This window comes from Corynebacterium sp. UMB0012 (assembly GCF_030216265.1).
Classification (GTDB): domain Bacteria; phylum Actinomycetota; class Actinomycetes; order Mycobacteriales; family Mycobacteriaceae; genus Corynebacterium.
This window is the reverse complement of record NZ_JASOKQ010000007.1, coordinates 67,227-90,939: the sequence shown is the minus strand read 5'-3', so window position 1 is coordinate 90,939 and position 23,713 is coordinate 67,227. Positions and strand designations below refer to the sequence as shown.

Annotated in this window: 20 protein-coding genes; 8 read left to right on the top strand and 12 right to left on the bottom strand. The window is 62.0% G+C overall.

Annotated elements, in window-relative coordinates; all coding sequences use genetic code 11:
* Position 1 precedes the first annotated feature (1 nt).
* Together QP324_RS05245 and ilvA are read right to left on the bottom strand one after the other, a co-directional pair.
* A complete protein-coding gene (locus QP324_RS05245) occupies positions 2-640 on the bottom strand; it encodes a YigZ family protein (RefSeq protein WP_250409990.1) in 639 nt (212 codons plus the stop codon).
* Positions 640-1,908 carry a threonine ammonia-lyase IlvA gene (gene ilvA / locus QP324_RS05240; RefSeq protein WP_284814886.1) on the bottom strand — a complete coding sequence of 423 codons (1,269 nt, stop codon included), beginning with the start codon at positions 1,906-1,908 and terminating at the stop codon, positions 640-642. Before ilvA ends, QP324_RS05245 begins: the two co-directional genes overlap by 1 nt.
* Before the next feature lie 98 nt (positions 1,909-2,006).
* Between ilvA and QP324_RS05235 the strand changes: the two genes are divergently transcribed.
* Positions 2,007-3,872: a choice-of-anchor I family protein gene (locus QP324_RS05235; RefSeq protein WP_284814884.1), complete on the top strand. Its 1,866-nt coding sequence runs from the start codon at positions 2,007-2,009 to the stop codon at positions 3,870-3,872.
* Between the two features lie 62 nt (positions 3,873-3,934).
* Positions 3,935-4,420, top strand: coding sequence for a hypothetical protein (locus QP324_RS05230; RefSeq protein WP_284814883.1), 486 nt, complete (start codon positions 3,935-3,937; stop codon positions 4,418-4,420).
* A gap of 50 nt (positions 4,421-4,470) precedes the next feature.
* Here QP324_RS05230 and QP324_RS05225 read toward each other — a convergent pair whose 3' ends face one another.
* Both QP324_RS05225 and dnaE read right to left on the bottom strand, forming a co-directional pair.
* Positions 4,471-5,661, bottom strand: a complete 1,191-nt coding sequence (locus QP324_RS05225) for a cobalamin-independent methionine synthase II family protein (protein WP_284814882.1) — start codon at positions 5,659-5,661, stop codon at positions 4,471-4,473.
* A gap of 72 nt (positions 5,662-5,733) precedes the next feature.
* Positions 5,734-9,306, bottom strand: a complete 3,573-nt coding sequence (dnaE, locus tag QP324_RS05220; protein WP_284814881.1) for a DNA polymerase III subunit alpha — start codon at positions 9,304-9,306, stop codon at positions 5,734-5,736.
* A 27-nt stretch (positions 9,307-9,333) separates the two neighbouring features.
* Between dnaE and rarD the strand changes: the two genes are divergently transcribed.
* The gene (gene rarD, locus QP324_RS05215; RefSeq protein WP_284814879.1) at positions 9,334-10,203 is read left to right on the top strand and encodes an EamA family transporter RarD; all 870 of its coding nucleotides are present in this window, start codon (positions 9,334-9,336) and stop codon (positions 10,201-10,203) included.
* On the opposite strand, the gene QP324_RS05210 is transcribed toward rarD, so the two are convergent.
* The 5 genes from QP324_RS05210 to lspA are packed head-to-tail and all read right to left on the bottom strand — an operon-like array spanning position 10,190 to position 13,525.
* A complete protein-coding gene (locus QP324_RS05210) occupies positions 10,190-10,459 on the bottom strand; it encodes a permease (protein ID WP_284814877.1) in 270 nt (89 codons plus the stop codon). The genes rarD and QP324_RS05210 overlap by 14 nt on opposite strands.
* A gap of 9 nt (positions 10,460-10,468) precedes the next feature.
* The gene (locus QP324_RS05205; RefSeq protein ID WP_284814875.1) at positions 10,469-11,512 is read right to left on the bottom strand and encodes an HNH endonuclease signature motif containing protein; all 1,044 of its coding nucleotides are present in this window, start codon (positions 11,510-11,512) and stop codon (positions 10,469-10,471) included.
* A 60-nt stretch (positions 11,513-11,572) separates the two neighbouring features.
* Positions 11,573-12,109 (bottom strand): hypothetical protein, encoded by a 537-nt coding sequence (locus QP324_RS05200; protein ID WP_239278932.1) that lies wholly within the window; start codon positions 12,107-12,109, stop codon positions 11,573-11,575.
* Positions 12,106-13,032, bottom strand: a complete 927-nt coding sequence (locus QP324_RS05195; RefSeq protein WP_284814872.1) for an RluA family pseudouridine synthase — start codon at positions 13,030-13,032, stop codon at positions 12,106-12,108. Before QP324_RS05195 ends, QP324_RS05200 begins: the two co-directional genes overlap by 4 nt.
* The gene (gene lspA, locus QP324_RS05190; RefSeq protein WP_284814914.1) at positions 13,025-13,525 is read right to left on the bottom strand and encodes a signal peptidase II; all 501 of its coding nucleotides are present in this window, start codon (positions 13,523-13,525) and stop codon (positions 13,025-13,027) included. The genes QP324_RS05195 and lspA overlap by 8 nt, the downstream gene beginning before the upstream one ends.
* Positions 13,526-13,557: 32 nt before the next feature.
* Between lspA and QP324_RS05185 the strand changes: the two genes are divergently transcribed.
* The gene (locus QP324_RS05185; RefSeq protein WP_284814870.1) at positions 13,558-14,499 is read left to right on the top strand and encodes a hypothetical protein; all 942 of its coding nucleotides are present in this window, start codon (positions 13,558-13,560) and stop codon (positions 14,497-14,499) included.
* Here QP324_RS05185 and QP324_RS05180 read toward each other — a convergent pair whose 3' ends face one another.
* On the bottom strand, positions 14,500-15,150 hold the full coding sequence (locus QP324_RS05180; RefSeq protein WP_049377625.1) for a hypothetical protein: 651 nt from the start codon (positions 15,148-15,150) through the stop codon (positions 14,500-14,502). It abuts the gene before it with no gap.
* 108 nt (positions 15,151-15,258) lie between these two features.
* Between QP324_RS05180 and QP324_RS05175 the strand changes: the two genes are divergently transcribed.
* Complete coding sequence (locus tag QP324_RS05175) at positions 15,259-16,152, top strand: asparaginase (RefSeq protein WP_284814869.1); 894 nt, start codon at positions 15,259-15,261, stop codon at positions 16,150-16,152.
* Here QP324_RS05175 and QP324_RS05170 read toward each other — a convergent pair.
* Complete coding sequence (locus QP324_RS05170) at positions 16,149-17,537, bottom strand: DNA polymerase IV (RefSeq protein WP_284814867.1); 1,389 nt, start codon at positions 17,535-17,537, stop codon at positions 16,149-16,151. The two genes, QP324_RS05175 and QP324_RS05170, sit on opposite strands and share 4 nt — an antisense overlap.
* A gap of 304 nt (positions 17,538-17,841) precedes the next feature.
* On the opposite strand from QP324_RS05170, the gene QP324_RS05165 reads away from it, so the two are divergent.
* The 3 genes from QP324_RS05165 (at position 17,842) to QP324_RS05155 (ending at position 20,403) form a co-directional block, all read left to right on the top strand.
* Positions 17,842-18,465, top strand: coding sequence for a metallophosphoesterase (locus tag QP324_RS05165; protein ID WP_239273598.1), 624 nt, complete (start codon positions 17,842-17,844; stop codon positions 18,463-18,465).
* Positions 18,466-18,529: 64 nt separating this feature from the next.
* Positions 18,530-19,174, top strand: coding sequence for a GntR family transcriptional regulator (locus QP324_RS05160; protein ID WP_198491687.1), 645 nt, complete (start codon positions 18,530-18,532; stop codon positions 19,172-19,174).
* Positions 19,171-20,403 carry an MFS transporter gene (locus QP324_RS05155; protein ID WP_239273597.1) on the top strand — a complete coding sequence of 411 codons (1,233 nt, stop codon included), beginning with the start codon at positions 19,171-19,173 and terminating at the stop codon, positions 20,401-20,403. Before QP324_RS05160 ends, QP324_RS05155 begins: the two co-directional genes overlap by 4 nt.
* A 71-nt stretch (positions 20,404-20,474) precedes the next feature.
* Here the strand turns inward: QP324_RS05155 and ileS are convergent, their stop codons facing one another.
* Positions 20,475-23,645 (bottom strand): isoleucine--tRNA ligase, encoded by a 3,171-nt coding sequence (ileS, locus tag QP324_RS05150; protein WP_284814862.1) that lies wholly within the window; start codon positions 23,643-23,645, stop codon positions 20,475-20,477.
* Positions 23,646-23,713 lie beyond the last annotated feature (68 nt).

Below are 23,713 nucleotides of genomic sequence, written 5' to 3'. Positions count from 1 at the left end.
GTCAGGATCCTACCTCAACCCACGCGCTGCCGGCCTCTGCCGCCTCGAGCTGGCCCTGCGAGATCGCTGCCAGCGTTGCTTCCAGCTCGTCCAGCCCGCCTGGGTGCACGGCCACGGTAAAGGTGACCGCGGCCGCATAGGCGGTATCGGTTATCTCATAACCGCGCCCACGCAGGTCCGCCTCTACTCGCCCGGCCGTCGCGTGTGGGCACTCCACCGCATAAAGCTCCCGGCGCGCCCTGGTTACCGCGCGCACCTTCTCCATGGCCTCACTCACCGCACCACCATAGGCATGCACCAACCCGCCGGCCCCCAACTTGATGCCGCCGAAGTAGCGCACGACTACCGCGCACACATCGAGCATGCCGGAGCCCTTCACCACATCCAGCATCGGTTTTCCGGCCGTGCCGGAGGGCTCGCCATCATCGGAGGAGCGCTCCACCGGGTTTGCGCCATCGACGTGGTAGACGTAGGCAGAGCAATGGTGACGGGCGTCGGGAAAGCGGCTGCGGGCGGCGTCGATAAACGCGCGGGCCTCTTCCTCATTAGTGACGCGACCAATCAAGGTAATGAACCGGGACCGCTTAATTTCAATTTCGTGTTCAACCTGGCCTACTGGGCGACGATAAGAATCCTGCATTAGGCCACGAGGAATTCATACTCGGGGGTGCCGGGCTTGAGGTACTGCACCGAAATCTTGGATTCTCCCATGCGCTCTAGCAGGCCCTCGAGATCTTCGGCACGGCTAAGCTGCAGGCCCACCAGCGCGGCGCCCGTCTCGCGGTTATTGCGTTTGAGGTACTCAAAAAGCGTGATGTCATCGGTCGGGCCCAGAATCTCGTGCAAGAAATGGCCCAACTGGCCCGGCTCCTGCGGGAAATTCACCAAGAAATAATGCTTCAGGCCGCGGTGGACCAGGGAGCGTTCCATGATTTCGGCGTAGCGCAGCACATCGTTATTGCCGCCGGAAATTACGCACACCACCGTTGAGCCTGGTTCCAGGTCCAATTGGTGCAGGCCTGCTACCGACAGGGCACCGGCCGGCTCCGCAATGATGCCCTCATTTTGATACAGATTGAGCAGGTCCGTACACACCGCACCCTCGGACACGGTGTCAAAGCTCAGGCGCTCGCGATTGGCGTCCAAAATCTCATAGGGCAGCGCGCCCAAGCGCTTTACGGCCGCGCCATCGACGAAGGGGTCGACCTCCTCCAGCGTGACCGGGCCGCCGTGGTCAAACGCCGCTCTTAGCGACGCCGCCCCTTCCGGCTCCATGCCCACCACCCGGGTGTGCGGTGCCATATCCGCCACGTAAGAGGTGATGCCGGAAATCAGGCCACCGCCTCCCACAGGAACGACGATGGTATCGAGAGACTTGCCCTTAGCTGAAAGCTGCGCCAGAACCTCCGCCGCGACCGTGCCTTGTCCGGTGATGGTATCGCGGGCGTCGAACGGCTCGATGAAGGTGGCGTCGCGCTCGGCGGCGTCGGCATGCGCGGCCGCGGCTGCTTCATCGAAGTTGGTGCCGACCACCACCAGCTCCACCTGGTCGCCGCCATGGACCAGGATGCGGTCGCGCTTTTGCATCGGCGTGGGCTCCGGCACGAAAATCTTGCCTGCAATCCCCATCGTACGGCAGGCATAGGCCACGCCCTGCGCATGGTTGCCGGCCGACGCCGTAACAATTCCCCGGCCGCGCTCCTCCTGGGGAACATTCGACATACCGTTTAACGCGCCGCGAATCTTATAGGAACGCACGTCCTGCAGATCCTCGCGCTTGAGATAGACCTCGCAGCCCGTCTCGGCCGACAGCCGGGCGCAGTACTGCAGCGGAGTCGGGGCGATTTCCGAGCTAATCCGCGCCTGCGCCTGCTGGATATCGGATGCATGGATGGTCGAATCAGTCATGTCTTGACAGTCTACCCATTCACTGGAAATTCACTGTCCTTTAGTTGCACCGTTACCTCCATCAGCAATAGTGGACATAACCACAAGAAAGGAAATTTATGCTCAAGCGCATCTCTCTCTGCGTTACCTCCTCGCTCGTCCTCGCCTGTGCCCCGGCCGCCCACGCCCACATCGTGGATAACGTGCTGGAACACTCCGCCCCCAACGCCGCACTACAGCTGACCCCCATCGGTTCCCATGAATCCGGCGTCCTGGGCAAATCCGCCGCCGAAATCGTCGCCTACCACGCTGCGTCCCAGCGCATCCTCACCGTCAATGCGCGCTCCGGCGAGGTCGATATCCTCGACGCCTCCGATCCCACCCAGCCGCGCAAGATCGGCGCCATCTCCGCCGGCGGGGACAAGGAGATCAACTCCGTGGCCGTGCGCCCCGATGGCCTGGCCGTCGCCGCGGTACAGCAGGCGGACAAAACCGACAACGGCGAGGCGCTGTTCTTCAATGCCGAAACCGGCGAGGAGCTTGGGCGCGTAGGCGTTGGCGCCCTGCCCGATAACGTGCACCTCACCGCCGACGGCCGCCACGCACTGGTTGCCAACGAAGGCGAGTCTTCCGACGCCCTCAACGCCGAGGGCACGGCCTACCTCAAGGACCCAGAGGGCTCCATTTCCGTCATCAGCCTGCCCGAGCACGTCGCGGCGCCCGCGCTTAGCGACGTCCGCACTGCCGACTTCACCGCCTTTGACACCGCCGACCTCGACCCTTCGATCCGTGTCTTTGGCCCCTCCGAGCACCATAACCAGCCTTCGCGCGACTTCGAGCCGGAATATATTTCTTCCGCGGGCGGCAAGGCCTATGCCACGCTGCAGGAAAACAACGCCATCGCGATCATCGATATCGAGTCCGCCACCGTGGAAAAGGTAATCCCCGCTCATATTGCAGACCACTCCCAGGTACCGCTGGATCCGTCCAATAAGGATGACGCCGCGGAACTGCGCACCATCCCGGTCAAGGGCCTGTCCATGCCGGACTCCATCGGTGCCTTTGAAGCAGAGAGCCAGACCTATTTCGCCACCGCCAACGAAGGCGATGCCCGCGAGTGGGGAGGCTATACCGACGAAGTAGAGCTCAAGGACCTGGTAAAGGACGGCAAGGTCTGCGACGGCCTCGAGCTCCCCGAGGGCATTGAGGATAAGAAGTTTGCCGGCAACCTCAAGCTCACCAACGCTTCTGGCTGGAACGAAGAAAAGGAATGCTTTGACGGCCTGTATTCCTATGGCTCACGCTCCTTTAGCATCTACGACGCCGAGGGCAACGTCGTCTTCGACTCCGGTGCGGACTTCGAAAACATCACCAAGGATATGCCCGGCCTTAACTTCAACGCCGATAACGAGGATCCGGATTTCGATGACCGCTCCGATAACAAGGGACCAGAGCCGGAAGCCTTGACCATCGGCAAGGTTGGCGATCGCACCTACGCCTTCATCGGCGCAGAGCGCGTGGGCGGCATCTTTGTCTACGACGTAACCACCCCCGCCGAGGCACAGTTTGTCACCTACGTCAATAATCGCGATTTCTCCGTTGGCTACGACGAGGACGATGTTGCTGCCACCACCCAGGCCGGCGACCTCGGACCAGAGGGTCTAGCCTTCGTTCCCGCTGCAGATTCCCCTACCGATGACGCACTCCTCATCGCCGGCAACGAGGTCTCCGGCACCACCACCGTGTTCTCCGTCAAGGACCTGCTTGCCGACGCCTCCGATAACACCGATTCCCCCTCCACGTCTGCGGGTTCCACTGGATCCAGCAGCGCCAGCAGAGGCAGCAGCGTCGCTGCCGGCGTGGGCATCGTGGCTGGTTTGGTAGGTCTTGGCGCCCTGATCGGCGGGGCGCTGGGATTCCTGCCGAAAACCGTCGACGAGTTCTATGCGCTGTTGCCGGCGCAGGTGCGCAAGCTTTTGCCATAGACCTTCCGGGGTTTACCTGCTAAATTATTTGAGGCTAATACCTCTCACTCTAAAGGAGAACCATGCGCAACCGTCTCAGCATTTCGCTCGTCGCCGCCACCGCCGTGGCAGCGGGCCTCGTTGCACCAGCTACCGCTTCTGCCGCAGAAGATAAGGCGAAGGAGATTTCGGCTGAATGCCAGGCCGAGGTCGACAACGCCAAGGAAGAACACCTCAAGAAGATCGAGAACGGCGAGCTCGGATCTTCCGCCCGCACCCCGCAGGAGCTTATGCAGGGCATTGCCAATGGCTACGGTTCTTCCGGAATGCCCAAGGAGCCGGACTGCGTAGCCAAGGAGGCGGAACAGCGCCAGATCGAGGCACTTGAGCGTCTGCCTATTTGGGGCTCTTCCACCCCAGAAAAGTTCCTCGAGGTCATGAGCTGGGTGACCGTAGCCGCCAGCCTCGTCGCTGCGCTGCTGCAAGCTTTCAACATGGTTGCCACGGTGAACCCGGCTGTGCTGGAGCCGATGAAGAATGCCCTCAAGCAGCTGGGCGTGCGCTTCTAAGCACTGAATAAGTGAGCCGCTCCGGAGTTCCGGAGCGGCTTTAGGCGTTTTTAGAACAGTTCTCGGGTAGCGATATCAGCGCCTTCTACCAAGGATTGCAGCTTCGCCCATGCAATCTGGGGGTGCAGGCGGCCGCCGAGGCCGCAGTCGGTCGACGCGATAACATTTTCCGGGCCGACCACCTCAGCGAATTGAATAATGCGATCTGCCACGAGGCGCGGATGCTCTACCGCGTTGGTGGAGTGAGAGACCACACCCGGGTAAATCACGGTACCCTCCGGCAGCGCGTGGTCCTGCCACACGCGCCACTCATGCGCGTGGCGCGGCGAAGCGGCCTCGAAGGAGAATCCGCCGACCTCGGCACGCAGGATTTCCTCGACAATATCCGCAAAGGGCACGTCGGTAACGTGCGGGCCGTGCCAGGAGCCCCAGCAGATATGCAGGCGCGTTTGTTCCTTGGGCAGGCCAGAGATGGAATCATTGAGGACGTCGATACGCTCGCGAATAAAACCGCGGAAGTCCTCGACCGACGGCTCCGGATTGATTTGGTCCCAAGCCTCGGCCAGGTCGGGCGCGTCGAATTGCACAGTAAGCCCAGCATCGGTGATGGCCTGGTATTCGGTGCGCATGGCACGGCCGACGTCGGCAAGCAGCTCATGCTCATCGTCGTAGTAGCGGTTGGTCAGGCGCGCTGCCGAGCCGGGCGAAAGGGCGGCGATGAAGCCGGGGGTGCCGGTTGGGAGGGCGTCGGCAAGCAGGCGAACATCGGCGGCAACCTCGTCCTGGCCGATGTAGGTTACAGGGCCGGTGAACTCTGGGTTCGCCACCTTGGCGCGGCCGGTGAAGATGCCAGAATCCGGATCATTATAGGCCTCCGAGAACAACGCGCGGTCGCGGCGATCAATAAACGACGTCAGCCGCGGCTCACCCGGCTTAGATCGCACCACCTCGGCCGATTCCCAGCGGTCGGTATCCGTCATCGTCAGCCCGCCCAAGCGGCTAAACGAATAATTCCACCACGCGCCATAATCCACCGCGCCAGAGGTGATATGGCCGTACTCGCCCTCGTTAATGATATCGAGTCCGAGATCGAGCTGCCGTTTGACGACGTCCGCCACCGCAGCCTCCAAAATCCCCTGAAACTCCGCGTCCGGGAGCTCGCCGCGCTGCAGGTTGGCTTCCAGCAGCTCCGGGGTGCGCGGCAGTGAGCCGACGTGGGTGGTGCGAATCTTGTTAACCATCAGGTTTCCTCCATCAATATAGACTGTGCTGTCTAGATTAGTGGAGAGCGCCTGCCGCCGCCGAGTTTAAATTCAGCCTAATATGCCCGCGCCCATGGTGGCCTTGAGGTCGCCCATGAGGTTTCCCGATCGCTCCACACGCAGGTGGTCGCCGAGGATCATGGTGGTGGACTCGGAGCCATCGACAAGCTCGAGGTAGACATCCGACTCACCCTGGTTTTTGAGCAGGACCTGCTTGAGGCGGGCAATGTTTTCCATGGTGCACTGATCCGTGCGCATGGTCAGGCGCAGCGGCAGGCCGGCGCCACCGCCAGGGCCCAGCTCCGGCACGCGGATATCGGAGCAGAACAGCGAGCGGCGCTCATCGCGCACCTTGACGTTCACGCGCGCGAGGATGATATTGTCCTCGACAATCTGCGGGGCGACGAGCGAGTACACCTTGTTGAATACCAGGATTTCCACCTGCGCGCCGTTGTGGTCTTCCACCGTGACAATGGCCCACGGCGAGCCATCGCGCTTGGAAAAGCGACGGTCCACGCCCGAAATGATGCCGCCGATGATGAGCTCTTGGCCGTTATGCACCTCGTCGTTGAGGATCTTGGTCAGCGGCGTATCCGTCTGCGCGGCCAGCGCCTCCTCGAAGCCATCGAGCGGGTGGCCGGAAACATATAGGCCCAGCATCTCGCGCTCGAGGGCAAGTTCGTGTTTGCGATCCCAGTTGTCTTCCGGGATATCCAAGGCAAAGGCGTTGGAAGCCGCGTCGTCCTCTCCCCCGCCGATTCCAGCGAAGAGATCGAACTGTCCCTTATCCGCGGCCTTCTTGGTGGTTTGCACCGCATCCACCGCGTCCTCGTGGATGAGCATGAGGCCCTTGCGCGGGTGGTTCAAGTCATCGAAGGCGCCGGCCTTAATCAGCGCTTCTGTCACGCGCTTGGTGCAGGCGGCGAGCTCGATCTTGTCCAGGTAATCACTAAACGAGGTAAACGCGCCCTTGTCGTGGCGGGATTTGATGATGGATTCCACCACTTCCGAGCCGACATTGCGGATAGCGCCCATGCCGAAGCGGATATCCTCTCCCACCGCTTGGAAGTCCTCTTCGGACTCGTTGACGGACGGCGGCAGCACCTTAATACCCAGGTGGCGGCAGTCCGAAAGGTAGATGGCGGACTTATCTTTCTTATCGCCCACCGAGGTCAACAGCGCGGCCATATATTCCGGTGCATAGTAGGCCTTGAGGTAGGCCGTCCAGAAGGACACCAAGCCGTAGCCCGCGGCGTGAGACTTGTTAAACGCGTAGGACGCGAAGGGCTCGATGGTGCCCCAGAGCGCATCCATGGCGGACTTGGAGTAGCCATTTTCTTGCATGCCGCCCCAGAACTTGTCGTACTGCTGGGCCAGCACTTCGGGCTTCTTCTTACCCATTGCCTTACGGAAGCCATCTGCCTCGCCGGCCGTGTAGTTGGCGACCTTCTGCGAGATACGCATGATCTGCTCCTGGTAGACGATGAGACCGTAGGTCTCATCCAGGATTTCCTTGAGCGGCTCTTCCAACTCCGGGTGAATCGGGGTGATTTCTTTCCGGCCGTTCTTACGGTCCGCGTAGTCCCAGTGGGCGTTCACACCCATCGGGCCCGGGCGGTAGAGCGCAAGGGAGGCCACAATATCCTTAAAACCGGTCGGCTTCATGCGCTTGAGCAGCTCTTGCATGCCGCCGGAGTCGAGCTGGAAGACGCCCAGCGTATCGCCGCGCGAGAGCAGATCATAGACTTTGGAGACCTTGGGGTCGTCGGCATGCAGCTGCTCTAGGTGGACTTCTTCGCCGCGGTTGCGCTTGATGTTTTCAATCGCATCGCCGATAACGGTGAGGTTGCGCAGGCCCAAAAAGTCCATCTTCAGCAGGCCGATGGCCTCGCAGGCCGGGTAATCCCAGCCGGTGATATAGGCACCGTCGGCCGGGCGCTTCCACATGGGGATGTGGTCCATGAGGCGAACCGAGGCCATAATCACCGCACAGGCGTGCACGCCCGCCTGCCTGACGACGCCCTCCAACCCCCGCGCCGTGTCATAAATCTTCTTCACATCTGGGTCGGATTCCACCATCTGGCGGACCTCGGCGGCCTCGGAGTAGCGCTCGTGGTCCGGGTCCGTGATGCCCTTGAGCGGAATGTCCTTGGCCATGATGGCAGGCGGCAGCGCGCCGTTGATGCGGTCGGCCATCTGGAAGCCGGGCTGGCCAAAGTGCACCTTGGCCGAGTCCTTAATGGCCTGCTTGGTCTTCACCGTGCCGAAGGTAATCACCTGCGCCACCTTGTCCTCACCCCAGCGCTCGGCCGCATAGGTGATCATTTCGCCGCGACGGCGGTCATCGAAGTCGATATCGATATCGGGTGCGGACGGGCGTTCTGGATTCAAGAATCGCTCGAAGAGGAGATCGTGTTCCAGCGGGTCGATATTGGTAATGGTCAGCGCGTAGGCGACGAGCGCGCCGGCCGCCGAGCCACGGCCCGGCCCCACACGAATGCCCACGGAGCGCGCGTGCTTAATGAGCTCGGCCACAATGAGGAAGTAGGACGGGTAGCCTTTCATCTCAATCACGGAGATCTCATACTTGGCGCGCTCGATATACTCCTCCGGAACATCACGGCCGGGGAAGCGCGCTTGCAGGCCCTCCATCACCTCATGGGTGAGCCAGGAGGTTGGGGTGTGACCCTCGGGGACGTCGGCAATAGGCATGCGATCGTGGGTGTGTTCTTCCCAGATTTCGCCGTAGTCTTGCACGCGCTCGGCAATCCACAGGGTGTTATCGCAGCCGTCTGGAATCATATCGTCCCAGGTCTCGCGCATCTGCGCGGCCGACTTAATGTAGTAGCCGGTGCCGCCGAACTTGAAGCGGTCCGGGTCCATGAAAGTTTTACCAGTCTGCACGCACAGCATCGCCTCGTGCGCCGGCGCCTGGGACTCCAACACGTAATGGCAGTCATTGGTCACCAGCGGGGGCAGGTCTAGCTTGCGGCCGATTTCTAGCAGGCCATCGCGCGTACGCTTTTCGATGTCCAGCCCATGGTCCATCAACTCCAAAAAGAAGTTGTCCTTGCCGTAGATGTCCTGCCACATGGCCGCGGCCTCCAGCGCCTCGTTGAACTGGCCGAGGCGCAGGCGGGTCTGGACGTCGCCAGAGGGGCAACCGGTGGTGGCAATGATGCCGTCGGCATGCTCGGCGATGAGCTCGGCGTCCATGCGCGGCCATTTGCCCAACTGACCTTCGTAGGAAGCCAGCGAAGACAAGGTAAAAAGGTTGCGCAGGCCGGTGGCGTTCTCCGCGATCATCGTTTGGTGGAGGTAGGCACCAGAGGCGGAGACGTCGTCGCGCTTTTGGTCCGGCGTGCCCCACAGCACGCGCTTTTTGTTGAAGCGGGATTCGGGCGCCATATACGCCTCGATGCCGATGATGGGCTTGACGCCGGCGCCGGTCATGCGGCGGTAGAAGGCATCAGAGCCATACATATTGCCGTGGTCGGTCATGCCGACGGCCGGCATTTCTTGGCGGACCACCTCGTCTGCCAGCATATCGACCTTGGCCATGCCGTCCAGCATGGAAAACTCGGTGTGGTTGTGCAGGTGGACGAAGGAGGAGTTTTTGGCCATGCGGCTCATCATAGCGGGGCGGTCAAAATGGGCTATTATTTTGTGATGCTCTACACGCTCGCCGCCTACATCATGTGGGGATTTTTCCCCGCGTTCTTCCCTCTGTTGCTGCCGGCATCGCCGCTAGAAATCCTGGCCCACCGCGTGTTGTGGACCGCGGTTTTAGTCACCGGATTTTTGCTCCTCGGCGGCCGGTGGCGCGAAATGGCGCGCATGGACAAGCGCACGTGGGGTTGGCTCGCGGCCGCAGGTGTATTCATCACGGTTAATTGGGGTACCTACGTGGTGGCGATTAATAGCAACCACGTGGCCGATGCGGCGCTGGGGTATTTCATCAATCCCTTGGTGTCGGTCGCCCTCGGCATGGTGTTTTTGAAAGAGCGGCTGCGGCCGTGGCAGGCCGGCGCGGTGGGCGTTGCGGCCATCGCGGTGCTGTATTTGACGTTCTTTACCGGCCAGGCGCCGTACATTTCGCTGCTATTGGCGTTCAGCTTCGGCTTTTATGGGCTGCTCAAAAAGCAGGTTCGAGTGTCCTCGGCCGTCTCGGTCGCAGCGGAGGCGCTCGTGATGTCACCGTTGGCGGTGGGATACATCCTGTGGCTAGAAACAAGCGGCCAAGGCACGGTCGCCAGCGAGGGCGTCGGCCACGCGCTGCTTTTAGTCAGCGCCGGCTTGATTACCGCGCTGCCGCTACTCTGCTTTGCAGAGGGCGCACGGACGCTGCGCTTATCGACGATCGGCATGCTCCAATACCTCACCCCCATCATGCAGATGCTGTGGGCGCTCTTTGTCACCCACGAGCACTTTTCGACGCACCGCTGGATCGGCTTCGGCATCATCGGCGTGGCGGTGGCGATTTACGTCGCCGACTTGGTGCGCATGGCTAGGAGCGCCTAAGTTCCTCGCGAGCGGCGCGGGCACGGCGACGCGCCGCCTGTTCCTCTTCTGCTCGCAGCGCCCAGCGCGGCATCACCGCGACGAGAAAGATGCCATAGGCACATACGATCCCGGAAAACACCAGCGTCATCGAGGTGCCGCCGGTGACAAGGCTGATAAGAAGCGCGATGCCGGAAACCACCACCGCGACCCACGCGGCGATATAGCCAAATTTGTAGTTGGGCATCCACTGCGAAAAGGGCTGCTGTGAGGACATAGGTCTAGCCTACGCGGTAGTCGTATTCGCAGGCCCGGTATCGACGAGGTCCGGTGGGGGCGGATCCCAAGGGTTGACCCAGCGCACGCCGCGGGCCGTGCGCTCGAAGCGGCCATTGCGCGGCAGGCCGGTGCGATGGTCATCATTGCGGCCGTTGTGATAGGCGCAGGCGGTGGTGAGGTTCTTCGCATTGGTCCACCCACCACCAGCCCAGCTGAAGATGTGGTGGACCTGGCACTCATCGGCAGGCTTATGGCAGCCCCTGACCGGGCATGTGGGATTTTCCGCCGCAGCCATCATGAACTGCTTCCAGGTGGCCCCACGGCGCATGCGGTACAGGTTCACTGGGCCCTCTACGGGGTGGAGCAGGGTGACAAATCCCTCCTCGGCAAGCGCGCGCTGGGCCAATTCGGAGCCCGTAATCTGCGCGCCATTGGTCATGGTCAGCACTACATCGTCGCTGCCATGGGCCACGCCAACCAACTTATCCAGCGGCACCACAACGTTGGTGCGCACGGTGGAGGTGGCGGCACTGGTACCGGTGCGGAAGAAGGAGGCGACGTCGGCAAGCGAGCCGGCATGCTGGTGAAGTTCTGCAATCAGCGCGGAAGGGCCAGTGATAGACAGAGTCCACGGCTTTCCGGCGGCGCGGCGCCGCAGCCGCACCCCCGGCTTGGGTTCGCGCGGCGCGCGCATCTCGCGCAGCTTCTTGCGAGCACGCCTTTCCATCTCCCGCGTATCACACGCGATATGGGTGAGCTCGGCGCGCAGGGCCCAGGCGCGGGCTTGGGTGGGCGCGCGCCGCGCATGCTTTTCGATGACCTCCAGCGTCGGCAGCGAATGCCGGTTGCGGCGGGCCCCGTCCACCGCGCGGCGTTGGCGGCGGCGAAAGTTGGTGGTCCCGAAGTAGACCTGCGCGAGCTGCGCAATAGTGTCAGCCGTGGCATCGGGCATGCCGGCGGCGGTAAGGTCCGCGGCGGAGGCATCGGCAGCCTCGGCGAGGATATCCATCGCCGAGTTGAGTGCCGCTATATAGGCCCGAATGTGTTCCATGCCCTAGATGCTAAAAGCGCTGGGCGGCCACCGCGCGCCATAGGGCCCAGGAGGGCGATATTAGCTGGGAGGGCGGATGGCGAAGCTGCCCCAGGCGGCGTCCGCGGGTGCGGGTTCGACGGCGGCGACGGAGGGGGTGGAGGCGACGTCGGCAAGCTGGGCACCCGACCCCCACACCACAGCGGCGCTCACCGCGGAGGGGCGCTGCCCATAGGAGGCATCGATGCGGTCGAAGGCGCGTTGGATGACGGCGGCGCGATCCTCGCCGGCGGTGGGTTCGGGCACGTCGATGGGGGCGGTGGAACCGATAAGGATGGCGTCCATGCGCGGGGCTGCGGCAACGGCGGCCGCGGCGGCTACGGGCGGCAGGTCCTCGTCAAAGGTGACAAGGGCGTAGGCAGGCGCGTCTGGAATGTCGCTGCCGGACACGCGCGCAATATACTCCGCGCGCGATTCGCCATCCGGGCCGAGCTGGTCTCCTTGTACCTGCGAAGAAGCCTGGGTCCCTAGGGCGCCAAAAAGCGCGAGCGCGGCCAAGAAAAGCACCGCAAGCACCGCCAAGGCCGCTAGCCGACGCCGCCGGTAGACCTTCCTCATCCCCGCAGAACCTCCAAAGCGTGCTCGAGATCGGCCGGGTACGGCGCCGCAATCTCGAACCACTTGCCGGTGCCGGGGTGAGTAAAGCCGAGTTTTACCGCGTGCAGCCACTGGCGCTTAAGCCCAAGGCGCTTAGCCAGGTTGGGATCCGAGCCGTACATCGGATCGCCCACGCACGGGTGGCCGGTGGCGGACATGTGCACGCGGATCTGGTGGGTGCGGCCGGTCTCTAGGTGCACCTCGATGAGGCTGGCCTCGCGGAAGGCCTCGATGAGGCTGTAATGGGTGACGGCCGCTTTGCCGTCGTCAAGCACGGCGAATTTCCAGCCCGACTTGGGGTGACGGCCGATAGGCGCATCGACGGTACCCTCGATGGGATCCGGCAGGCCCTGCACCACGGCGTGGTAGGTCTTTTTTACGCTGCGGTACTTAAAAGCATGCTTGAGCGCGGAATAAGCGCGCTCCGAGGAAGCCACGACCATCACGCCAGAGGTGCCCACATCGAGGCGGTGCACGATGCCCTGGCGCTCGGTCGGCCCGGACGAAGCGACTGTATAACCGGCCGCGCGCAGCCCGCCAATCACCGTCGGTCCGTCCCAACCCACGCTGGGGTGTGCGGCCACGCCCACCGGCTTATGCACGCAGATAATATCGGCATCGCTGTAGAGCACGTCCATGCCCTCGACCAGCTCTTCGCGCGGCAGCAACGGCTTTTCTGGCTCCGGCAAAAGCACCGAGACCACGTTGCCGGAGGTCAACCGCTCGGACTTGCCCAGCTCTTGGGAATCGATGGTCACGTTGCCCTCGGCGCACAGCTGCGCGGTGGCGCTGCGGGAAAGGCCAAGGAGCTTGGCTAGGGCGGCGTCGGCACGCATGCCTTCTAGGCCTTCAGGAATGGGGAAGCTGCGCATCTGCCTATTCATGCTCGGCCTTCCTTTCCTCCAACACCATGGCGATGATGAAGATCACCACGCCGCAGGTAATGGCCGCGTCCGCAATATTGAACACGGCGAAAGAGCCGACCGAAATATAGTCCACCACATGCCCGAACCAGAAGCCAGGGGCGCGGAAGATGCGGTCGGCGAAATTACCCAGCGCGCCACCGGCGATGAGCGCTAGGCCCACCGCCTGGCCGGAGTGGGTAATGCGCGGGGCGGCAATGGCCACGCCGAGCACAAAGACCAGCTGGATGGTGGTAAAAAGCCACGTCGATCCCTCCCCGCCCATGGAAAAGGCGGCGCCAGGGTTAAAAAGCAGGGTAAACCGGAACCAATCCCCCATGACCGGCAGGGGCTCGCCCTCTGTAAGGATGGAGAGCATTACTTGCTTCACGGCTTGGTCCACCAGCGCCACGGCGATGACGACCGCGGCGATAAGTCCTGTCTTGCTCCTTCGTTTTTGACTCACCCGCTCTATTCTAAACGGGAGCGTCCGGTATTTTGGTAAGCGTGTTTCGAGTCAAAGTTTTTGCAGCCCTGACCACAGCCGCCGTAGCGCTTACGGCGTGTTCCTATGAAAAGCCTGGACCCGCGGTAGAACAGCCCGTTGGCCTGACTATCGACGCCCCACGCGTCACCGTGGACAATCCCGGCACCGGGGAGAAAAAGCTCCTGGAATACCGCGATATCGACTCCACGCAGGACGTGAACTACCGCGTTACCGAGGGTTTTTCGCAGGACCTGCTCAAAAAGTCCGCGGCCGAGAAGTTTCGGGCTTCCGACGTCGAATCCACCACCACTACCCTGCCGCTATCGGCCAAGGTAGATAAGGCCAGCGAGGATGTCGAAGATCAGCTGCCCGCCACCCGCAATGCCTTTGTCACGGCCGGTGCGCCGGAAACTTCTGGCGACACCGACGTCTCCTCGGCCGAGGGATTCCAATTTGGCTGGCGTGGCCAAGACAATGGCCAGATGAATTCGCTGCGCTTGGCCGCACCCCAAGACGCCACGGATGAAGCCCGTGGCTCCGTGGAACAGGCGATTATGAAGCTGACGGCCCTACCCGTGGTTTTCCCCACCGAGGAGGTAGGCAAGGGAGCGAGCTGGACGGTGGATTCGCGCGTTACCGGCGAGTCCACCCTGCTGCAGACCACGCGCTATACGGTCGCTTCCATCGAAGGCGACCAGGTCAAGCTCAACGTGGAGGTAGAGCAGCGGCCGTCGCTAGGCGCACTGTCCTTTGAGGGTCAGGCCCAGGGCACGGAGTTGGAGGACAAGGAGCTCAAGGTTGTGGACTCCAGCACCCAGTCCAAGGGCAACATCACGGTAGACCTGAGCAAGCCGCTGCCCGTGGGCGGTAACGTGTCTTTCGACACGAAGGTCATTTATGGCGCCGCCGGCTCGGAACTGCGCGTGGTGCAGTCGAGCCTGACGGAGCTGAACTTTTCCTAGTTACTCGGCCGGGGCTTCTACAGGGGCCTCGGCTGGGGCCTGCTCGGCGCCGGCCGCGGGGGCGTCGCCTTCAGCCGGGGCAGCGTCGCCCTCGGCCGGTGCCGGGGCAGGTGCGGAGGCACCGGCGCCGGTATCCGCGCACATCTCCGGAACCTGCTCCGGCGGCACGGTGTTTTGGATGAGCGTGCAAGCCCACGCCTTGGAGAGCTTCCAGGTGCCATCTTCGTACACGAACTCCACCTGGTCAGCGGTCTGCTGCTGGCCGTCAGCGGTGGTGAAGTTCACGGTGGTCAGCACGGACTGCGGGTCATAGCCCGGAAGCACAGGATCGACGACCTCGAACTCGGCGCCGGATTCCTGCTTGGACTGTGCCATGGTGTCAAAGATTTCCGGTGCGGTCTCGCCGCCCTGCACGGTGGCGGTCTTTTCCTGCTCAGAAGCGTTCGGATCCGTGGCCTTGGCCAGGATGGCATTGAGATCCGCCGGGGACGGCAGCGCTGGGGCGGCGGAATCGCCGTCGGAAGAGGCGGATTCCTGCGCCTCGGTGTTGGTGGCGGCGGTATCGTCCTGCTCGTCGTCGGAAGAGCAGGCGGCCAGGGCGGTGGCCGCGGTCAGTGCGAGGCACGCGGCGCTAAACTTGCGGAATTTCACTTCTAACTCCTCACGTCTGGGTTCTAAACTCCCATCAGTTTACAGCTGCACCAGCTTTTTCCGGGCTGCGCCCGCCGCGTGGGCGGAGATTTCTTTAACCTTGAGTGCATGACCCAACTTGCTTTGATCGCCACCGGCGGCACGATCGCGTGCACCACCGTGGCCGATGGTTCCCTGGTTCCCACCGTCTCCGGCGCAGACCTTGCCGCTGAAATCGACGCCGAGGTAGTGGAGTTTCGCCAGCTCGATTCGTCCTCTATTACTTTGGCGGACCTCGATGAGCTCATTGCAGTAGTCAACGAGCACACCGCGCGCGAGGATATCGGTGGCGTGATCATCACCCATGGCACCGACTCCATGGAGGAAACCGCGCTGGCGTTGGAGGTTTTCTGTGCAGGGGCAAAACCCATCGTGCTTACGGGCGCGCAGCGCGCCTACGATCACCCCGCGGCCGACGGCCCCACCAATCTGCGCGCTGCCCGCGAGCTTGCGGCCAGCGGGCGCCCTGGGGTTTTCCTCTGCTTCGGCGGCGAGACCATCCCGGCGCGCGGTGCGCGCAAGCGACACACCAGTGACCTGCGCGGGTTTGAGTCACTGCGTGTTCCTGGCACCACCCCGCGTTTGAATCCTGCCCCACTGGCGTCGCAGCGTATCGAGATCATCCCCGCCTATCCGGGAGCGGGGCGCCTGCTGGTCGACGCCGCCGTAAACTCCCCCACTTCCGGTCTCATTGTGGAGGCCATGGGCTCGGGAAATATGGGCGAGGACATGGGCCGCGCGCTTGCCGACGCCCTCCACGCCGGCCTCCCTGTCATCATTTCTACCCGCACACCCTATGGCCCGACGGCGCTGGCTTACGGTGGAGACGGTGGTGGCGCAAGCCTGGGGAAACGTGGCGCCATCAACGCCGGATGGTTCCGACCGAGCCAAGCGCGAATCCTGCTCGCGGCGGCGCTAGCAACCGGCACCGATCCGGCGGAGCTTTTTGCCCAGGAGGGCTAGTCCTCGCTGGTCAGCCAGTCCTGCCAATCCAGCGAGTCGAGCGGGTCTGCTGGCACGAGCGCGGGATCGTCGGCCGCGAAGGATGTGGTGCGGCCGGGACCCGTGGTGCGGGTTTCAAAGCGCACGCTCACTACCCCGTGGCCGGCGCCTTGAATCCAACCGTGGCCGTAATCGGGGTGGAAAACATCCTGCGTGGCGTGCCACTGGTTATCGGTTTCTTCTTCCACCGTCACCGTAGGCGCTGGAATGGCCGGTGTTGCGTCGTCGCTCACCCCAGTCTCATAGTCCGTATCCGCCGGTGCAGGACGCACGATCTCACGGTCGAGCTCCGGAAAAAGCACGTCTTGGCGAGCGGCCTCTAGCCCTGAATAGCTCACCCCTACCAGGCGGATGGGCCCCAGCTCATCGGGGTAGCGGGCAAGCTTGAAGGCGGCAGCGGTAAGCACGGCGGCGTCGTCAGTCGCGTACGGCAAGGTAGTTGAGCGTGACTCGATATGAAAATCCGCCATGCGCAGCTTCACCGTTACGGTGCGCGCGCCGCGCCCGTCCTTAAGCAAACGACGGTGAGCGCCCTCCGCCGCGCGAGTGATGGCTGCATCGACCTCGGGGGCGGTCTGCAAGTCTTTCGGGTAGGTGTGCTCGGTAGAAATCTGCTTAGAAATAGCACGCGGCGCCACCTCACGGTCATCAATGCCGCGGGCCAGCTGCCATAGCTGCAGCCCCACCACACTGCCGATGGAAATCTCTACTTCCTTGCGCGTCATTGCCGCTAGCTGCCCAATGGTTTCTACGCCGATGGACTTGAGCTTCGCCCCGGTCACCGGTCCGACTCCCCACAGCTTGTTCACCGCAAGGGGGTGCAACATATCTAGCTGGCGCTCCGCTGGGATAACAAAGGTGCCATCAGGCTTCGCTTCGCCCGATCCGATCTTGGCAAATTGTTTGCCCGATCCCGCCCCAATGGAGCACGGCAGACCCGTCTCTTCCCGAATGAGCGCGCGCAGCTCATCCGCCCAGCGCTTGACCTCCTCCGCGCTCGCCCCCTCCAAGGAGGCGGGTTCCATAAAGGCCTCATCGATAGAAAGCTGCTCGATTACCTCCACGTGTTGCGCGATGATGCCAAATACACGCCGCGACGCCGCCGCATACACCGCCCGGCGCGGCTGCACTACCACCGCGCGAAGCCCAACAAGCTGCTGCGCGCGATACATCGGCATGGCCGAATGCGCGCCGTACTCGCGCGCCTCATAGGAGGCGCCGGCCACCACGCCGCGCCCACTGGTGCCTCCCACCAAAACGGGACGCCCCTGCAGCGTAGGCCGGGTCAGCTGCTCGACGGAGGCGAAAAACGCGTCCATGTCGATATGTAAAACCCAGCGTTGCATGCGGCCCAGTCTAATAGGCGCACCTCCACATGCACTCCTGGGTGTTTGCATGCCGTTAATTAAAGCTTTAATTTCCTTCCATCTCATCGCCACCCGCCCGCAAAGTCATCTATTTAGGTTTTCAAAGACACTTTCTCTAGAAAGTAACCCTCAGCCTATGAAGCCTCCATAGTTGCACACGGAGTCCACAACTCGCCTCACTCCTTACTGTCCGAGCCGAAGATATCGACACCACAGCCCTGAGGAAACAATCGCCATTGCACGTATTTCCCCTCGTCTTGGCAGCACAACCGAAAGGCCGCACATGCCCGCTAGCATCTTCGTCTTTTCAGATCTCCACTTAGGTCTCCCTGGCGCTCCTGGGCTGGACTGGGCCCTGCAGGCACTCGAGGTTGCCGCCAATAGAGGGGCCACGGCGTGCGTGTGCTTGGGCGATATCATTGACCGCAACGCTAACTCGGCCGAGTTTGTGCCTCAGGTCCACACCGTTATGACCCATGCTGTCACTCTGTTCAGCGAAGTCCACTTCATTTCCGGCAACCACGACACCCACCACAACCTGGACTTCCCGCCCGAGGTCACAGTCCACGGCACGCAGGTGCATACCTTTCGCATAGGAAATACCACGGTTCTAACCGCAGCGGTGGCCACCGATCCGGACCCGCGCCACCTCCAGCTTCCTCCCCGCCGCAGCAACCGGCCCGTCCTCGGCCTCCTACATTCTTCCGTCACCGGTGAGTTTTCTAAAGGCACCTGCCTGCCGCTTTCCGTGGCTGAGCTACAGGCCTCCGAGGCCGATGCCTGGGTCCTTGGGCACGTCCACACCCCGCACACGCTTGCCGACACCCCCTTCATCGGCTGGGTCGGCATGGGCCACGGCTTACTCTTCGACCCTGATACGTGCCACGTCACACGTTTACATTACTAGATTCGTTCCCCACAAATCCCACTCATATTTTGCTTGCATACAAGCTTGCATGCAAGATGGATGCATGTCCAATGAACGAATGCAGCCCGCCGCGGAGCGCGCCTATGACTTCGTCAAAGAGAAGATCATTGATGGCTCCTTCGAGCCCTCGCAGATGCTTTCCGAGGCCTCCCTGGCTACCGAAATGGGAATTAGCCGCACCCCAATGCACGAGGCGTTCCTGCGCCTAGAGGTCGAAGGCTTTCTACAGCTCTACCCCAGGCGTGGTGCGCTCATCGTGCCGATCAGCCCGCAGGAAATTCGCGAGGTCTATGAAGCACGCTTGCTCGTAGATAGGCACTGCGCTGAGAAAATCTGCGCCATGCCTGACACCGAGCGCGCGGACATCGCTGATCAGCTAGACGCGACCATCACGGAACAAGACGCTGCGTTGGATGGCGCAGACCTGCATGCCTATACGCATCTTGATGCGCGTTTCCACCAGATCATCATGGATGGCGGTACCAATACCCTGCTGGCTGGGCTGGGACACCAGCTGCGCGAACGCCAGCAGCGTTTTACCGCTACAGCCATTGGCCGCAACGTAGCCCGCGCCCGCACCTTCGTGGATCAGCACCGCACGCTTGCCGATGCCCTCCGCGCCGGCGACCTCGACGCCTACCTTTCCGCATTGGACACCCACCTAACCAACTCGAGGAATCAACTATGACCGAAAAGTTTGCCAAACACTCATGGTTTCCCGTCGCTGGCAGCATGGTTGCTGTCGCGTGGGGCGGCAATGAGTTCACCCCTCTCCTAGTTATGTACCGCGAGGAGTCGCACTTCTCGCAGGTCACCGTCAATGGCCTCTTGGCCGCCTATGTGCTCGGCATCGTGCCGGCGTTGCTGATTTCTGGCCCGCTTTCGGACTACATTGGCCGCCGCCCCACGATGCTGCCTGCCGCGCCGCTGTCACTGTTGGGTTCTTTCCTTTTATCCATCGCGCCGAACGAGCCGCTCGTCATCGCCGTGGGCCGCATCATGTGCGGCTTGGCTTTGGGCATCGTCATGGCTGTCGGCTCCACATGGGTGGCAGAGCTCATCACCCGCGCTGGCGGCGATCCAGCTGCCGGGCCGCGCCACGCCTCCATGTGCCTGACCTTAGGTTTCCTCATCGGCGCCGGCCTCGCATCGGTACTGGCCCAATGGGGTCCGTGGCCCACCCACTTGGCGTATATCCTGCACATCCTCCTCACGGTTGCCACCGCCATCTGGTTGATGAAGACACCGGAGACTCGCCCACCGCGTGGCGCCACGGTAAAAGACACCTTCCTTGACTTAAGCATCCGCGACATGCTGCGTATGCTGCACATTCCCTCCGCAGCACACCGCCGCTTCGTGCGCATTGTCCTGCCGGTCGCCCCGTGGGTCTTCGGCTGCGCTGGCGCCGCCTATGCCCTCCTGCCCCAGCTTTTGTCCAAGTCCGCTGGCGATGCCCCCATCGCTTTCTCGGGCCTGATGACCGTTATCACCTTGGGCTGCGGCGTCGGCATCCAGATGCTCGGCAAGGTCATCGATACCAGCCGCTCCGCCCGCGCTTCCGCAGTTGCCATGGGCGTTATCACTGTGGGCACCATCCTCGGCGCGGTTGCCTCCCATACTCGCTCCCTGCCGCTCGGAATCGCCGGCGCAGCTGTCATGGGCGCAGGCTACGGCCTCGCCCTGGTCGCCGGTCTCTCCGAGGTCCAACGCATCGCCCGCGCCGAAGAACTCGCCGGCCTCACCGCCGTCTACTACTCGGTGTCCTATACCGGCTTCTTTATCCCCATGGCCTTCAGCGCACTCGCACCGCTGGTCGGCTTTACCACCCTATTCCTCATTGGCGCCGTGCTCGCACTGTGCTGCCTCATTAACGTGGTCCTCGGCTGGCGCGCCCACCTGCCTGGCCCGGTCCGTTAAGTCCTATCACTCATAAAAAATTGCCCAGCCGCACTGGCTGGGCAATCATTTTTTAGGTGGCAACGTACGCGCTACTGCTTGACGACGGTAGCGCTAACCCCCTTCACCACCTCGTGCACATCCGCACCATCGAGCGCCTCGGTGGTCACCAGGAAATCGGTGGCGAGCACTTCACCGGCGATATGGTCGGCGTGACGCTCCGCCCAGGCCTTCTTCTCCTCGGGGACAGAGAGTACGGCCGCGATGCGATCCGAGACCTCGAACCCAGAAGCCTTGCGGGCATCCTGGAGGCCGCGGATAACGTCCGCCGCCCAGCCTTCGGCCTCGAGCTCTTCGGTCACCTCGGTATCAAGTACTACCAGGCCGTCAAGACCTTCGATACGCGCGGTCGACTTCGGATTCGCTGCCTGCAGGCGCTCGGTGTACTCATCCGGGCCAAGCACGATATCGCCGTCCACTACAACCTCATCGCCGCGGCGTTCGTAGTTGCCCGCCTTGAGGTTCTTGATGGCACGCTGCACGTCCTTGCCCAACCGCGGGCCGGCGACCTTCGCGTTACAGACAACCTGGAAGGTGCCAACCGAATCGACGTCGTCAGTAAGCTCAACTTCCTTGACATTGACCTCGTCGCGAATGATATCGGCAAAGTCTGCCAGGCGCTGCGCCCCGTCGAGGGCCACCGTCAGCTTCGGCAGCGGCAAGCGGTTGCGCAGCTTATTGGACTTGCGCACCGAGGACGCTGCCGAGGCCACCGCGCGGGTCGCATCCATCGCAGAGACGAGATCTGCATCAGACGGGTAATCCGCGGCCTGCGGGTAGTCTGCCAGGTGCACCGAACGCTCACCGGTAAGCCCGCGGTAGATAACCTCCGCCACGTGCGGTAGCAGCGGTGCCACCACGCGAGTCACAGTCTCCAGCACGGTGTACAAGGTATTAAACGCCTCAGGATGGGCGTCCTCGCCCTCCCAGAAACGATCGCGTGAGCGACGGACGTACCAGTTGGTCAGGACGTCGGCAAAAAGGCGCACCTCTTCGGTTGCCGTGGCGATATCGGTATCAGCAAGCGCCGCTTCAACATTGGCCACGACATCGTGGGTCTTAGCCAAGATATAGCGGTCCAAAACATGCGCGGAGCTGGTGTCGAACTTTGCTTCCTTCTCTGCGTAGAGCTGCAGGAAAGTATAGGCATTCCAGATAGGCAGGATAGCCTGGCGCACGCCCTCGCGAATGCCCTGCTCGGTCACGATGAGGTTGCCTCCGCGCAGGATAGGCGAAGACATCAGGAACCAACGCATGGCATCCGAACCATCGCGATCAAAGACCTCGTTGACGTTCGGATAGTTGCCCTTGGACTTAGACATCTTAAGGCCATCGTTGCCCAGCACGATGCCGTGGGCCACGACCTTCTTATACGCCGGGCGATCAAAAAGCGCGGTGGACAGCGCGTGCATCACATAGAACCAACCACGCGTCTGACCGGAGTATTCCACAATGAAGTCGGACGGCGAGTGGGTTTCAAACCATTCCTTGTTCTCGAATGGGTAGTGCTTTTGCGCAAACGGCATCGAGCCGGACTCAAACCAGCAATCCAGCACGTCTGGCACGCGGCGCATCATCGACTTACCGGTCGGATCATCCGGGTTCGGGCGCACCAACTCGTCGATGTGCGGACGGTGCAGCGACTCCGGACGGACACCGAAATCGCGCTCCAGCTCGTCCAAGGAGCCGTAGACATCCATGCGCGGATAGTTGTCATCATCGGACATCCACACTGGGATAGGTGCACCCCAGTAGCGGGTACGGGAGATATTCCAGTCGCGTGCTCCCTCGAGCCACTTGCCAAACTGGCCATCCCGGATATGCTCCGGTAGCCACTCAATCTCCTTGTGGTTAAGCTCCACCATGCGATCGCGGAACTCGGTCACCTTCACGAACCACGCCGGCAGCGCCATGTAGATAAGCGGCTCGCCCGAGCGCCACGAGTGCGGATAGGAGTGCTCGATGGTTACGTGTCGCACCACTCGCCCAGCGGCTTTCAAGTCCTTGATGATGTCCTTATTTGCATCAAAGACCAGCTGGCCTTCATACGGCGGAACCTGCGAGGTGAACTTGCCATCCTCATCCACCGGGATAACCAGCTCGATGTCGTACTGGTTGGTGGTATTCATATCGTCTTCACCAAACGCAGGAGCCTGGTGTACCACACCGGTGCCGTCCTCTGTGGTGACGTAATCAGCGATCAAGACCTGGTAGGCATTGCGCAGATCCGGGAAGAAGCCGAAGATAGGCTCATAGGTAAAGCCCTCGAGTTGCGCGCCGGTAAAGGACTCCAGTACCTCGGCCTCACCCAGTTCCTTCTCCAAGGTGGACAGCAGGTTTTCCGCCATGATGAAGGTACGGCCAGCGAAATCGCCCTCCGTAGCCTTAAAAAGCACGTAAGAAACCTCTGGATGAACCGCCAAGGCCTCGTTCGAAGGCAAGGTCCAGGGGGTGGTGGTCCAGGCGAGGAAGGAGGCGTCGGCAAGCGCAGGGTGCTCCGCCAACGTCTTTTCTGCCGCGCTTCCCTCGCGCGCGCCCTCCACGGGGAAGGTAACCGTCAGGGTCGGATCCTGGCGCATCTTATAAGAATCATCCAGGCGGGTCTCCTGGTTGGACAAAGAAGTGTGCTCCGCCCAGGAGTACGGAAGAACTCGGAAGCCCTTGTAGATGAGGCCCTTGTCATAAAGCTCCTTGAACGCCCACATGACCGACTCCATGTAGTTGATATCCATGGTCTTGTAGCCGTTGTCAAAGTCCACCCAGCGGGCCTGGCGGTTGACGTACTCTTCCCACTCGTCGGTGTACTCCAGCACGGATTTAGCGCAGTATTCATTGAACTTTTCCAAGCCCATGTCCTCGATCTGCGCCTTTTCAGTGATACCCAGCTGCTTTTCCGCCTCCAGCTCAGCGGGCAGACCGTGGGTATCCCAGCCGAAGACACGAGGCACGAAATTGCCAGCCATCGTGCGGTAGCGCGGGACGATATCCTTCACATAACCGGTCAGCAGGTGGCCATAGTGCGGCAAACCATTGGCAAATGGAGGACCATCATAGAAGATGTACTCTGGGCAGTCCTTGGTCTTTTCTAGCGAAGCCTGGAAGGTATCATCCTGCTTCCAGTACTTCTGGACTTCCTCTTCCATATCTGGGAAGCGGCTGGAGCCACCCGTCATGTCGACCTTGGGGTAAATCTTTTTCGCCATAATTATCCTTCACTCTTAACACGGTGCAGGGACGCGCCAATAAGGCTCGCGGTACCACCCTGCTTGAG